The 13,194-nt window shown below is 68.8% G+C and carries 12 protein-coding genes and 2 tRNA genes; 7 read left to right on the top strand and 7 right to left on the bottom strand.

Translation table 11 applies throughout. The annotated features are described in order from the left end of the window. Positions 1-143 precede the first annotated feature (143 nt). The 3 genes from QSG27_RS03725 (at position 144) to QSG27_RS03715 (ending at position 4,254) form a co-directional block, all read left to right on the top strand. Positions 144-1,454, top strand: a complete 1,311-nt coding sequence (locus QSG27_RS03725) for an O-acetylhomoserine aminocarboxypropyltransferase (protein WP_306703800.1) — start codon at positions 144-146, stop codon at positions 1,452-1,454. A gap of 13 nt (positions 1,455-1,467) precedes the next feature. Continuing rightward, entirely contained in the window at positions 1,468-2,265 is a 798-nt protein-coding gene (locus QSG27_RS03720) for an alpha/beta fold hydrolase (RefSeq protein ID WP_306703799.1), read from the top strand. A gap of 96 nt (positions 2,266-2,361) precedes the next feature. Next, positions 2,362-4,254, top strand: coding sequence for a PAS domain S-box protein (locus QSG27_RS03715; RefSeq protein WP_306703798.1), 1,893 nt, complete (start codon positions 2,362-2,364; stop codon positions 4,252-4,254). Between the two features lie 83 nt (positions 4,255-4,337). Here QSG27_RS03715 and QSG27_RS03710 read toward each other — a convergent pair whose 3' ends face one another. Further along, positions 4,338-4,799, bottom strand: coding sequence for an Hsp20 family protein (locus QSG27_RS03710; RefSeq protein ID WP_306703797.1), 462 nt, complete (start codon positions 4,797-4,799; stop codon positions 4,338-4,340). Between the two features lie 279 nt (positions 4,800-5,078). Between QSG27_RS03710 and QSG27_RS03705 the strand changes: the two genes are divergently transcribed. Continuing rightward, a complete protein-coding gene (locus tag QSG27_RS03705; protein ID WP_306703843.1) occupies positions 5,079-5,486 on the top strand; it encodes a DUF1465 family protein in 408 nt (135 codons plus the stop codon). An 88-nt stretch (positions 5,487-5,574) separates the two neighbouring features. Here QSG27_RS03705 and rpmE read toward each other — a convergent pair whose 3' ends face one another. Further along, positions 5,575-5,799 (bottom strand): 50S ribosomal protein L31, encoded by a 225-nt coding sequence (gene rpmE, locus QSG27_RS03700; protein WP_306703796.1) that lies wholly within the window; start codon positions 5,797-5,799, stop codon positions 5,575-5,577. A 342-nt stretch (positions 5,800-6,141) separates the two neighbouring features. On the opposite strand from rpmE, the gene QSG27_RS03695 reads away from it, so the two are divergent. Continuing rightward, a complete protein-coding gene (locus QSG27_RS03695; protein ID WP_306703795.1) occupies positions 6,142-7,974 on the top strand; it encodes an ABC transporter transmembrane domain-containing protein in 1,833 nt (610 codons plus the stop codon). 11 nt (positions 7,975-7,985) lie between these two features. On the opposite strand, the gene QSG27_RS03690 is transcribed toward QSG27_RS03695, so the two are convergent. Beyond that, positions 7,986-9,512, bottom strand: coding sequence for a class I SAM-dependent methyltransferase (locus tag QSG27_RS03690; RefSeq protein ID WP_306703794.1), 1,527 nt, complete (start codon positions 9,510-9,512; stop codon positions 7,986-7,988). A gap of 306 nt (positions 9,513-9,818) precedes the next feature. Between QSG27_RS03690 and QSG27_RS03685 the strand changes: the two genes are divergently transcribed. Together QSG27_RS03685 and QSG27_RS03680 are read left to right on the top strand one after the other, a co-directional pair. After that, a tRNA-Lys gene (locus QSG27_RS03685) sits at positions 9,819-9,894 on the top strand. 76 nt (positions 9,895-9,970) lie between these two features. Further along, positions 9,971-10,046 (top strand) — tRNA-Lys (locus tag QSG27_RS03680). Positions 10,047-10,129: 83 nt separating this feature from the next. On the opposite strand, the gene QSG27_RS03675 is transcribed toward QSG27_RS03680, so the two are convergent. From QSG27_RS03675 to QSG27_RS03660, 4 genes are all read right to left on the bottom strand, one after another. Further along, positions 10,130-10,600 (bottom strand): MaoC family dehydratase, encoded by a 471-nt coding sequence (locus QSG27_RS03675; RefSeq protein WP_306703793.1) that lies wholly within the window; start codon positions 10,598-10,600, stop codon positions 10,130-10,132. A 160-nt stretch (positions 10,601-10,760) separates the two neighbouring features. Continuing rightward, a complete protein-coding gene (gene sciP / locus QSG27_RS03670; RefSeq protein ID WP_172428387.1) occupies positions 10,761-11,084 on the bottom strand; it encodes a CtrA inhibitor SciP in 324 nt (107 codons plus the stop codon). A gap of 202 nt (positions 11,085-11,286) precedes the next feature. After that, positions 11,287-12,021 (bottom strand): flagellar hook assembly protein FlgD, encoded by a 735-nt coding sequence (locus QSG27_RS03665; protein WP_306703792.1) that lies wholly within the window; start codon positions 12,019-12,021, stop codon positions 11,287-11,289. Between the two features lie 40 nt (positions 12,022-12,061). Continuing rightward, on the bottom strand, positions 12,062-13,194 hold a 1,133-nt coding region (locus tag QSG27_RS03660), incomplete at its 5' end, for a flagellar hook-length control protein FliK (RefSeq protein WP_306703791.1).

Raw genomic sequence — 13,194 nt, 5'->3', positions numbered from 1 at the left:
GCCCCTACTTGACCTTTGCGTCATCCAGCCATACCCTCGCCGCAAATCAGCTCACCGAGTTGAGCAGGGCAGGCAAAAAAAACACGAAACAGCAGGGGCCGCTCGCACCACGGGCGGCCCTTACCTTTTTCAGGGGCAAGGGTATGGCCGACGCCAAGTTCCTCAAGTTCGACACGCTGAGCCTGCACGCCGGCCAGCGGCCCGACCCGGCCACCGGGGCGCGGGCGGTGCCGATCTACCAGTCCACGTCCTACGTCTTCGACGACACCGACCACGCGGCCTCGCTGTTCAACCTGGAACGGCCGGGGCACATCTATTCCCGCATCTCCAACCCCACGGTGGCGGTGCTGGAGGAGCGGCTGGCGGCGCTGGACGGCGGCGTCGGCGCGGTCTGCACGGCCAGCGGCCAGGCGGCCCTGACGCTCGCCATCATGACTCTGATGGACGCGGGCGGGCACATCGTCGCCTCCTCCTCGATCTACGGCGGCAGCCGCAACCTGCTGGCCTACACGCTGCCGCGCTTCGGCATCACCACGACCTTCGTCAACCCGCGCGACCTCGACGGCTTCCGCGCGGCCATCCGGCCCGAGACGCGGCTGGTCTTCGGCGAGGTGCTGGGCAATCCGGGGCTGGAGGTGCTGGACATCCCGCGGGTGTCGGCCATCGCGCACGAGGCCGGGCTGCCGCTGCTGGTCGATGCCACCTTCGTCACGCCCTATCTGTGCAAGCCGCTGAGCTTCGGCGCCGATCTGGTCATGCATTCCTGCACCAAGTGGCTGGCCGGGCACGGCGTCGCCATCGGCGGCGTGATCATCGACGGCGGCACCTTCGACTGGGAGGCGTCGGGCAAGTTCCCGACCCTGACGGAGCCCTACGCCGGCTATCACGGCATCGACTTCGCGGAGGAATACGGGCCGGCGGCCTTCATCATGCGCGCCCGCGCGGAGGGGCTGCGCGACTTCGGCGCCTGCATGAGCCCGATGAACGCCTTCCAGATCCTCCAGGGGGTGGAGACCCTGCCGCTGCGCATGAAGGGCCACATCCACAACACCCGCAAGGTGCTGGGCTTCCTCGAATCGGAGGCTTACGCGGAGAACGGCAGCGTCGCCTGGGTCACCCATCCGGAACTGGCCGACCATCCCGACCACCGGCTGCGCGCGCAGCTCCTGCCGCACGGCGCCGGCTCCATCATCTCCTTCGGGATCAAGGGCGGGCGCGAGGCCGGGCGGCGCTTCATCGAGAAGCTGGCGCTGTTCTCCCACCTCGCCAACGTCGGCGACGCCAAGTCGCTGGTCATCCACCCGGCCAGCACCACCCACGCGCAGCTGGACGCCGAGGCGCTCGCCGCCTCCGGGGTGGGGGAGGACATGATCCGCCTGTCCATCGGGCTGGAGGATTGCGACGACCTGATCGACGACCTGCGCCAGGCGCTGCGCGCCGCGACCAAGGCGTGAGGAGGACGCTGCCATGGAACTGACCGTCAACGGCCAGACCGTCTACGCCCACACGGGCGGGCGGCCCTTCGACCCGGCCAAGCCGGCGCTGGTGCTGATCCACGGCGCCGGCATGGACCATACGGTGTGGAGCCTGCAAAGCCGCTACCTCGCCCATCACGGGCGGTCGGTCCTGGCGGTGGACCTGCCGGGCCATGGCCGGTCCGGCGGGGCGCCCGTCGCCTCCGTCGAGGGGCTGGCAGACTGGATCGTGGCGCTGCTGGACGCGGCGGGGGTGGCAAAGGCGGCGCTCGCCGGCCATTCCATGGGCGCCCTGGTGGCCCTGGAAACCGCGGCACGGCATGGGAGCCGCGTCGAATCGCTGGCCCTGCTGGGTGTCGCGGAGACGATGCCGGTCCATCCCGACCTGCTGGCCGCGGCGGCGCTGAACGACCCCTCCGCCATCGAGCTGGTCATCGGCTGGGGGCACGGGCCGCGCGGGCATGTCGGCGGCGCGGCGGCGCCCGGCCTGTCGCTGGTTCCCGGCGGGCGGCGGCTGATGCAGCGGGCGCGGCCCGGCGTGCTGGGCGTCGATCTGGGCGCCTGCAACGCCTACACCCGCGGCGGCGAGGCGGCGGCGGCGGTGTCCTGCCCGGCGCTGTTCCTGCTGGGCGGAGTCGACCGTATGACTCCGGCGAAGTCCGGCAAGGCGCTTGCCGCAAAAATCAAAGGATCGGAAGTCATCATGCTATCTGGCATAGGCCATATGGTTATGACCGAAGCGCCGGATGCAACCACAGATGCCTTTGCGCGCCGATTCTCTGCGTGCTAAGGCGCTTTTTCTTGTTTGATTACAGAGTTGTCATGAATCGTTAACAGATTGCCGGCTTACTGGACTGCATCGAGCGGCGATGCGGAAAGGTGAAATGTGCGGAGTCTTGAGCGGTATGTTCATGCCCTGATGGCGAATGCCGGCGACGTGATGGCGGTGGTGTCGCGTGACGGCCGGTTCGCCGATGTGGGGGCCGCTTCGCTCCGCGTGCTGGGCGTTCTGCCGGAATCGCTGCGGGGCACGCTCGTCCTGGATTGCGTCCATCCGGACGACCGTGGGGAGGCCGCCCGGCGCCTCGCCTGCCACGGCAGCGGGGTGCCCACCGGCGCTGCGGAACCGTTCATCTGCCGGGTGCGTCATTGGGAGGGCGGCTGGCGCCATATGGAGGCGACGGCGCGAAGCCTGCTGAACGACCCCGACGTCCAGGGAATCGTCATCAACGCGCGTGACGTGACCGACCGGGTGGAGGCCGAACGGCGCCTGCGGGCGAGCGAGGCGCTGTATCAGACGCTGGCCCGCTCCGCCCCGGTCGGCATTTTCCAGACCGACCGGGAGGGCGGACTCGTCTTCGCCAACCCGCGTTTCGCCGCCATCGCCGGGCTGACCCCCGATGCGCTGTCCGGTCATGGCTGGCGCGCCGCCCTGCATCCGGACGACCGCCCGCGGCTGGACGCGGATTGGACGCGGGCGATGGCGGAGGGGCAGCCGGTCCTGCTGAACCTGCGTTTCTGCGGGGCGGACGGCGGGGTCACCTTCGCCCTGTGCCAGGGCTCGCCGCTGAGCGACGCGGACGGACGGGTGCAGGGCTGTGTCGGGACGCTGACCGACATGACCGAGTATGTGCGGACCGCCGACGCTCTCCTGATGGCGGAGGCGCGGACCAACGCCATCGTGAACGCCGCCGCCGACGCCATCGTCACCATGGACGGGGAGGGCATCGTCCACAGCTTCAACCCGGCGGCGGAGGCGATGTTCGGCGTTCCGGCGGCGGACATGCTGTGGAACCGGATCGACCGGCTGATCCCGGGCATCGGGCCGCTGCTGCAGGACGGCGGGCTGGCCGTCTACCAGCCGGGCGGACAGGCCCGCGGTGCCGGGGCGGTGCGGGAGGCCATGGCGGTGCGTGGGAACGGCGGTGCCGCCTTTCCCATCGAACTGTCGGTCAGCGCGGTGGAGACGGGCGGGCGCCGTATCTTCACCGGCATCATCCGCGACATCACCGGGCGCAAGAGGATCGAAAGCGACCTGATCGCGGCAAAGGAAGCCGCCGAATCGGCGGACCGCGCCAAATCGGCCTTCCTCCAGATCATGAGCCACGAGCTGAGGACCCCGCTGAACGCGGTCATCGGTTTCGCCCAGGTGATCGAAATGCGGTTGCTGGGGGCGGTGGAGGTGGACCGCTACACCGATTACGCCGGGTCGATCCGCCAGTCGGGCGAGCATCTTCTGGCGATCATCGACGACATCCTGGACCTCACGACCATCGAGGCCGGCGGGCTGAGTCTGAGCGAGGGCATCGTCGATCCGTCCGCCCTGGTGGGCGAGGCGCTGAACCTCGTCGCCATCCAGGCGGGCAAGCGCGGGGTGCCGATCCGCATCGAGATGGAGGATGGCCTGCCGCCGCTGTCCGGCGACGCGCTGCGCCTGCGGCAGGTGCTGGTGAACCTGCTGTCGAACGCCGTCAAATTTTCCCGTTCCGGCGAGTCCGCCATGATCCGTGCGCGGCGGGGTGCGGCGGGGGGCCTGGAATTGTCGGTGATCGACACCGGCATCGGCATGACGGCGGAGGACATTCCGAAGGCGCTGACCCCCTTCGTCCAGGTGGATCAGTCGATGTCCCGGCGCTATGAGGGAACGGGGCTCGGCCTGTCCATCTCCAAGCGGCTGGTCGAGGCGCATGGCGGCGCGCTGCGCATCGACAGCACGCCGGGGCGGGGGACCACGGTGACCGTGGATCTGCCGCCCGACCGGATCGTGACCGGCCTATGAAAAGGCCGGCGCCTGCCGGGGGCGCAAAAACGGCGCCCCGGTTTCCCAGGGCGCCGTCCGAAGAACGTCCGGAACCTTCGCGGTTACGCGGCCTGCTGGGTCAGCGCGGGCTTCGGCGTGCCGTTGGCGCTGATCTGAATGGTCCGCGGCTTCATCGTCTCCGGCACCTCGCGCACCAGATCGATGTGAAGCAGTCCGTTCAGCAGATTGGCGTTGCCCACCTTGATGAAGTCGGCAAGCTGAAAGCGGCGCTCGAAAGCGCGGCCGGCAATACCCCGGTAGAGGAATTGGCCGGTCTCCTGTTCCTTCTTAGCTTTCCCTGTGACCACCAGAGAGTTCTGCTGAGCGGTGATCTCCAGGTCCTCCGGGCCAAAGCCGGCGACGGCCATGGTGATCCGGTAGGCGTCGTCGCCCGTCTTTTCGATGTTGTAGGGCGGGTAGGACGCGGCGGCCTCGTCGCCGGTCATCGCGTTCTCCAGAAGACGCGAGAGGCGGTCGAATCCGACGGTCGAACGGAACAGGGGCGAAAGGTCGTAGGAGCGCATGACATATCCTCCAAAAGAGCGATACAGCGGTCGGGGACCACGATCATCGTCAGTCCCCCGGCTTGCGGTTCCGGCGAACCCCGACTGGGCGTCCGCCTTCACCGCGTCAGATAAGCGAGTGCCCGGACCGTTCAAGAGGGCGCTTTTCGAATTTCGCCGGACCACGCCGCCGCCGGCCAAGGGGCGGACGGCGGGAGTCCACATCCACTCACAGATTGTTAATCAGTTGCGGCGAGGCTCGGAAACGGGCCATCAGGCCGCGGGAGGGGTACGGCCGTGATGGAAACACCGACCTTCTTCAACGGGACCTATGACGAGACGATGGCGCTGCTGATCGAGGCGCGCAATTACATCGCCTATCATGATGCCGTCAGCCACCGGGCGCTGCCGCCCCAGGTCCGGCTTCAAATCTCGTACGAATCGATGCGGGTGACCAGCCGCCTGACCCAGGTCATGGCCTGGCTTCTGGCGCAGAAGGCCGTCCATGCCGGGGAGATGAGCCGCGCGCAGGCGGCGAGCGACGACTTCGCCCTGTCCGGCGGCGAGATCTGCACCGATCCCTCCGGCCCCGACAACGAACAACTGCCGGAGGGCCTGCGCAGCCTTCTGGAGCGCAGCCACCGGCTCTACATGCGCGTCGCCCGCCTGGACGAGCGCGCCCGCGACGCGGTGGCGATGGCCGGCTGACCCCGGCGCGGCTTCACAGAACGCTGCGAACGCGAAAAGGGCGTCCGGCGGACCGGACGCCCCATTTTCGTTTTGCGGACGAAGAAGGTTACTTCTTCAGGCCGAAGCTCGCGAAGCGCTTGTTGAACTTGGCGATCTGGCCGCCGGTGTCCAGCAGCTTCTGCACGCCGGTCCAGGCCGGGTGCGACTTCGGGTCGATGTCGAGGCGCAGCGTGTCGCCCGGCTTGCCCATCGTGGAGCGGGTCTTGAACGTGGTGCCGTCGGTCATCACCACGTTGATCTCGTGGTAGTCGGGATGGATATCAGTCTTCATGGCCGGGGTTCCTGCAAAGCGAGCGCGGTCTATAGCAAAGCATGCGGCGCGATGCAACCGCGTTCCTGTGCGGAAAGGCGCCCCCTCCTAAATGGCGGAGATCCCGGCAGACCGCCGCGTCATTGGCCGCAGAGACACGGAGACACGGAGGATTCACGCGCCGGGTTGCCGGCAAGCGCGTGCCTTCGGATCGGGGCGCGACTGGCCGAATCTCTCCGACTTCGTGTCTCTGTGCTTCGGTTCGACGGCCGTGCCGTGCCTTGTTCCGGGGGAGCCGCCTTGCTATATGCCGGCTTTGCCCCCGTGCACCACCGCACATCGTCCTGCCGCTGGGGAGCCCCGGTGTCCCGTTACTCGTCGAAGTCCGATCCGGTGCCCGAAGGGGCGCCTTCCGCCGCATCGCGCCGCCGCAACCTGTCGCCGCTGCGCCGCCTGTTTCCGTTCCTGTGGCCTTACCGGCTGCAGATCTTCGGTGCCGCCCTGGCCCTGACCGTCGCCGCCGGGACCGTGCTGGGGCTGGGGCAGGGGATGCGCGTCCTGGTGGACCAGGGCTTCGTGGCGGGCGATTCGGCGCTGCTCGACCGGGCGCTTCTGGTGCTGCTGGCGGTGATCGTGCTGATGGCCGCCTCCACCTTCGGGCGCTTCTATCTGGTGAGCTGGATCGGGGAGCGGGTGGTCGCCGACATCCGCCGCGCCGTCTACGACCATGTGGTGAAGCTCTCCCCCGGCTTTTTCGAAACCACCAAGACCGGCGAGATCCTGTCGCGCCTGACCACCGACACCGAAGTGCTTCAGACCGTGGTCGGCTCCTCCGTCTCCATCGCGCTGCGCAACCTGCTGATGTTCGTGGGCGGCACGGTGATGCTCCTGGTGACCTCGCCGAAGCTGGCGGGGCTGGTTTTCCTGGGCGTGCCGCTGGTCATCCTGCCGATCATCCTCATGGGGCGGCGGGTGCGCGCCCTGTCGCGGGCCAGCCAGGACAAGATCGCCGACCTCGGCTCCTTCGTGGAGGAGACGCTGGGCGCCATCCGAACGATGCAGGCCTACACGCACGAGGCCATCGACCGCGGCCTGTTCGGGGCACGGGTGGAGGACGCCTTCGCCACCGCACGGCGGCGCGTGACGGTGCGCGCGATCATGACCATGATCGTCATCGTCCTCGTCTTCGGCTCGGTCGGCCTCATCCTGTGGATCGGCGGGCACGACGTTCTGGCCGGACGGCTGTCGGTGGGGCAGCTCTCGGCCTTCGTCATCTATTCGGTGGTCGTCGCCGGCTCGGTGGGCGCGATCAGCGAGGTGGCCGGCGACCTCCAGCGCGCCGCCGGAGCGACCGAGCGGCTGTTCGACCTGCTGGACACCGTGCCGGAAATCCGCGCCCCGGCCGACCCGCGTGCCCTGCCGGAACCGCCGCAGGGGGCGCTGTCCTTCCGCGACGTGCGGTTCCACTATCCTTCGCGCCCCGACTGGGCGGCGCTGGAGGATTTCTCCCTGGAGATCCGGCCGGGGGAAACGGTGGCCCTGGTCGGGCCGTCGGGTTCCGGCAAGTCCACGGTGTTCCAGCTTCTCCTGCGCTTCTACGACCCGCAGGCCGGGATGGTCACCCTGGACGGGGTGGACATCCGGGACGCCGATCCGGTGGAGGTGCGGCGGCGGCTGGGTCTCGTGTCGCAGGATCCCGTGGTCTTCTCCGCCAACGCCTGGGAGAACATCCGCTACGGGCGCCCCGACGCCAGCGACGCGGAGGTGCTCGCCGCCGCCGAGGCCGCCCACGCGCTGGAGTTCCTGCAAGCGCTGCCGGAGGGGTTGGACACCTTCCTGGGCGAAAAGGGCGTGCGGCTGTCCGGCGGGCAGCGTCAGCGCCTGTCCATCGCGCGGGCCATCCTGCGCGACCCGCCGGTGCTGCTGCTGGACGAGGCGACCAGCGCGCTCGACGCGGAGAGCGAGCGCATGGTGCAGGACGCGCTGGACAAGCTGATGACCCGGCGCACCACCATCATCATCGCCCACCGGCTGGCCACCGTCCTGAACGCCGACCGGATCGTGGTGATGGAGCAGGGGCGCGTCGTCGCCACCGGGCGCCACGCCGATCTGGTCCGCGAGGGTGGCCTCTACGCCCGTCTCGCGGCGCTCCAGTTCGACCGCGCGGCGGATGAAAAGGGACTGGTCGAGCCGTAACGGTCCTTTCGTCAAGCCACGCCGAGGCGGCGCAGGACCGGCAGCCGCAGGCGGGTGAATCGGTCGAAGCGGGCGCGCAGCTCCGCCAGATTGGCTTCGTCGCCGTCGAGCCGCCCGCCGTCGCGCGACAGGGCGAGGCCGTCCGCCGACAGCGCCTCCCAGGCGGTGGCCGCGGGGTCGGCGCCGCTGCGCTGGGCCAGCAGGAACAGCGCCTCCAGCCGCGACACCGCGACGCCGGAGCCGAGGATGGGGGAAGCCAGCGTGTCCAGCGCGTCGCTGCGGCGGTTGCGTTCCAGAACAGCGGCGTTGAAGCGGTCGGCCTGGAGCGTGCGCGCCGCCAGACCGGCTTCCGGTAGGACGGGGGCCGCCAAGGCCAGGCTGGTCAGGATCATCAACGCACGCAGCACCGCCTCCTCGCCATGGCGGGCCAGGGCGGGGAGGGCGGCCAGGTCCGCCAGCGCGGGGGTTCCGGCGGCCAGCGCCTCGGCCAGCGGGCCGTGCAGGTCCGGCGGCAGAGGGACGCGCCCCACCGGGGCCAGAATCACGTCCGGCAGATCGTCGGGCGGCACCAGAAGGGTGAAGCGGGTGGCGCGCAGCCGTTCCCGCCGCTCCGCCGCGGTCAGACGCTCGGCCCCCTTCACGAACAGGTCGCGGCGGAAGGCGCGGTTGGTCAGCAGGTCGCGCAACGTCTCGCGGTAGGCGGGATCGCGCGCCTCGGCCAGCAGGGGCAGGGCGTCGGGCGGCAGCGACAGCTCGTCCATCTGTTCCATCGGAACAGCGGGGCCGGCGAAGTCCAGCTTGGCTCCGGCCAGCTCCCGCGCCACGTCGGCGTGGTAGAAGGCGGTCCAGTCGCGGTTCAGATACTCGTGGGCGATGTAGTTGGGCGATTTGCGCCGCAGCGAGTCCAGCCGCCCCGGCAGCGCGTCGGCCTGGGCGAACCAGCCGGCGTTCAGGGCGGTCAGGCGGCTGGCGAAGGCCACAGCCTCCTCGATGCGTTCCGGCAGGGGGCCGGTGCGGTCGGCGCAATGCTCGACCAGGATGCGGCGCATCGGCATGTAGGCGAGCGTGCCGGGCAGGGCGTTGTAGCTGACGAAGACCAGCCCGCCGGGCTTCAGCCGCCGCTTCAGCAGGTCCACCAGGATCGCCCGGTTCTCGGCGCTGACCCAGGACCAGACGCCGTGCAGGGTCACCACGTCCAGATCCTTGGCTTCGCTTCGGGCGTAGTCGGCGAAGCTCTCCTCCAGGAAGGCGGCGTTGCTCAGCCCGGCCTCGGCGGCAAGGCGCCGGGCGCCGGCGATGTGGCCGGGGTTGAAGTCCACCGCCTCGAAGCGGGCGTCGGGATGGCAGCCGGCCAGAACGGCGCTGCTCACCCCATGGCCGCAGCCGATCTCCGCGCAGGCGAAGGAACCGGACGGGTCCATCGGGGAGCGCCAGCCACGCAGCGTCAGCGCGAGGGACAGCAGCGACGGCGACAGTTCCCGATAGAAGGCGTGGATGTAGCCGATCCCGCCCACATAGCCCTCGGTCCAGCCCTGCATGATCCCCGCTCCTCCGCCATCCTCTGTGCCAGGGTCATAGCGCCGGGGCCGGGAGGCTGTCAAAGAAGGCTGCCGGGAAGGCCACTGGGAAGGCCACTGGGAAGGGTGTGTGCGGAGCCGGAACGAGCGGGACAAAAAAATGCGGCCCTATCCATTTTGGTATCGACAAGCCCCGGACCCTTCGCTATAAACCGCGCCACACCGGCCGGGACGACGGCTTGGCCGGACAGGAACCCTAGTCGATACGGTCAGGCACCCCCTGACGCAGAGACGAGGGCTCCGGTGCCGGTGTGAACGAAAAGTGATGGGCGCATAGCTCAGTTGGTAGAGCAGCTGACTCTTAATCAGCGGGTCCAAGGTTCGAGTCCTTGTGCGCCCACCATCACTTTCCGGACCGAGAGGGATCGCTCCCACGAACCCTTTCATGCCGCCGGGCGTTTCGATGTCCGGATGGGAATGGGCGCATAGCTCAGTTGGTAGAGCAGCTGACTCTTAATCAGCGGGTCCAAGGTTCGAGTCCTTGTGCGCCCACCATTCCCTTCCAGCGGTGATAAAACGATGCACACAAAAGGGCTGCCCTCGGGCGGCCCTTTGTGCGTTTTGCGTTCGGGCCGTTATTACCGGTCCACTCCGGGGCGGCGAAGGACGAGCAGGTTGGCGGTCATCTGCTGCACCATCTCGTCCTTCTGATTGAAGGTGGTGGTGCGCACGCGGGCGACGCCCTGGTCGGGGCGCTTGGCCGACGCGCGGACCTCAAGGATCTCGCTTTCGATGCGCAGGACGTCGCCGGGGCGGGTGGCCCTGGGCCAGCGGATCTCCTCCACCCCCATCCCGACGAAGCCGCCGGCCAGAGCGCCGTCCCCCGTCACGATCATCCGCATGGTCAGCCCGGCGGTGTGCCACCCGCTGGCCGCCAGCCCGCCGAACAGGGTGGCCTTCGCCGCCTCGGGGTCGAGGTGGAAGGGCTGCGGGTCGAACTGGCGCGCGAAGGCGACGATGTCCTCTTCCGTCACGGTCACGGGGCCGCCGGTGAAGCGGTCGCCGGGGGTCAGATCGTCGAGATAGCGCATCGCTTCATCGTCTCTCAAAATGGGTTCATCCAGCGCCGAACGTTAACCGCGGCGGGGTCCGATTCAAAAGCGATGCCTGCCCCGCAGATTTTGCAAAGCAAGGACGCAACAAAACAACGACGCCGCAGGGTGAACCTGCGGCGGTCTGTTCCGTTCGGAAAGCGGGCGGGGGAATCGCTTATTCGGCGGCGGTGCTGGCCATGCGGCCACGCACGGACGGTGGCGGCTGGTTCCCGCGATAGTCCTGAAGCCGCGTGGCGCGCAGGCCCCGCATGCCGTGGCTGTCGATCAGCCGCTGCCAGGACAGGAACTCTTCCACGGACAGGGTATAGCGGCGGCACGCTTCCTCAAGGCTGATCAGCCCCGAACGCACGCCGGCCACCACCTCCGCCTTGCGCCGCATCACCCAGCGCTTGGTGTCCGGAGGGGGAAGATCATTTTCCGTCATCGGCCGTCCTGCTGGACCGATGACCGACGCTCCACTGGAGCCATCGTCGCTCATTTCAAGCTCGCGAGATGACATGCGCGGACGCTCCACCATCAGCAGTGTATTCCACGATTTGGTGGTAACCTACCTCTTCTCCGCTTAACAAAAGCCTAAACGATAGGGTTAATGTTTTAAGCATAAAAGGCATGGCGCACAGGCCCATCCGGACCCATGCCCATGCCTTCATCAAACGCCCGCGGTGGGACCGGAACCGTCCTCAGTACACTTTGGTGAGGTTGGACAGCGGAACCTCGACGCTGCCCACGGAGACCACGGTTTCGCCGTCCTTGTTGGAGCCGATGCCGTTGACCGTGCCGAAGGTGTAGGGGGTCGCCTTGATGATGTCGTCCTTCTTGTCGGACACCGGGGCGACGTTCAGGCGGTATTGGCCCGGCTGGACGGCGTTGCCGCTGTCGTCCTTGAAGTCCCAGTTCACGACGTGCTTGATGCCGGCGGTGGTCTCCCCGGTCATCGAGCGGACGGTGCGGTTCTGGCTGTCCAGGATGTCCACGCGCACCGACTTCGCCGCCTTCTCCAGCTCATAGGCCAGCGGCGCCGCGGTCATGCCCTGGGTGTAGTCGAAGCTGTCGCCCTGGAAGGTGACCGTGCGTCCCAGATAGGCGAGGTTGGTCGAGTTGGTCGAGGCGTTCTGCAGCTTCAGCAGCTTGTCCAGCCGGCTGTTGGTCCCGATGTTCTGCTCCACGTTCGCGAAATCGACCAGCTGCTTGGTCATGTCGTTCGTGTCCATGGGCTTCAGCGGGTCCTGGTTCTGCATCTGCGTGGTCAGCAGCTTCAGAAAATGCTCGAAATTGTCACCCAGCCCCTTCACCGCGGTGTCGAGCTTCTGCTCGTCGGCGGTCTTGGTGGTCTTGGTGGTGTCGGTCGTGTTGGTCTTGGTCTTCGTCTGGTTCAGGTTCCAGCTGCTGCCGTAGTCGGTGCTGGTGGTGGCCATGGTCGTCGTCCTTCGCTGGAATGGCTGCGGCTGGTCTGAATCAGGCTTGGATGTCGACGCGGCCCGGGGCCAGCGTCAGCGTGTAGGCGGCCTGCGCGTCCTCCACCTCGCCGGCTCCGCCGCCGAGGCCCCGGCCCCGCCGGCCCGAGCCGCCCTGCCGTCCCGAGTCCTGGAACGACTGGCCGCCCTCGCCGCGGAGGCTGAAGTTGAGGCTGTTGCCGTCCGCCTTCAGCCCAGCGTCTTGCAAGGCGCGTTCCAGATTGCGGCTGTCGCGCTGGAGCAGTTCGAGGGTCTGGGCCTTCTCCACCGCGACCGACGCGCTGACCCGCCCGTCCTGGCCGATCTCCAGCTTGATGTCGATGCGGCCCAGTTCGGCGGGGCGCAGGTTGATGGTGAACTGGTCGTTGCCGTCCGACACGTTCTTGCGGATGTGGACGGCCACCTGCTCCTGCACGCCCGTTGGAAGGCCGGCGGACCCGCGGGAGGGGCGAAGCTGGGCGGTGGTCAGCCCAGTCTCGACGCCGCTCGCCGTGCGCACGCCCTCGATTCCGGCGAAAACCGGATGGGTGGGGGGTGTCGCGGCGGCGTGGGACGCGCCGTCCGCCTGCGGTGCGGCGTCCGACGCGGCTGCGGCTGCCGCGGTGCTGAGGAACGCACTTTGCCCGGCAGGCTTTGCCGGGTCGGCAACCGGTGCCTGCGGCGCTTGCGGCTGCATCGGGACGGCGTTGCCGCCCGGGTCCTGGTTGCCGCGGTTGCCGGCGTTGGCTCCGGCGTCGCCTTCGGCCCCGGTCCGGCCCGCGCTTCTGGCCTTGGCCGCGGCGAGGTCGGACAGGGTCTGCGGCAGCGGCGCGCTCTCGTCGTTCGGCAGTTCGGCGGCGGGCAGGGCGCCGGGAGCGACGGCCATGGCGTCGGCGGCCTTCGCGGCCTTGTCCTTGGGATCGGCGTCGGCATGGGGTGCGGCGGCCTCGGTCCGCGGACCGTCCGCCGGGGTGACCGGCGCCGGGACGGCGTCCGCCATCTTCGGAAGCGCGTCCGGAACCGGCTTGGCCGCGGCGGGCTCGCCCTTGCCGGCGGCCTTCACCGGTTCATCGGTTGCGGCCTTGGCCTTTCCATCCGGCTGAGCGGCGCCGGTTGCCGCCAGTGCGGCGGCCAGCGCGGCTTCGGTGGCGGCCT

The organism is Azospirillum isscasi, from assembly GCF_030849505.1.
Taxonomy (GTDB): domain Bacteria; phylum Pseudomonadota; class Alphaproteobacteria; order Azospirillales; family Azospirillaceae; genus Azospirillum; species Azospirillum isscasi.
This window is presented reverse-complemented; position numbering and strand designations above follow the sequence as displayed.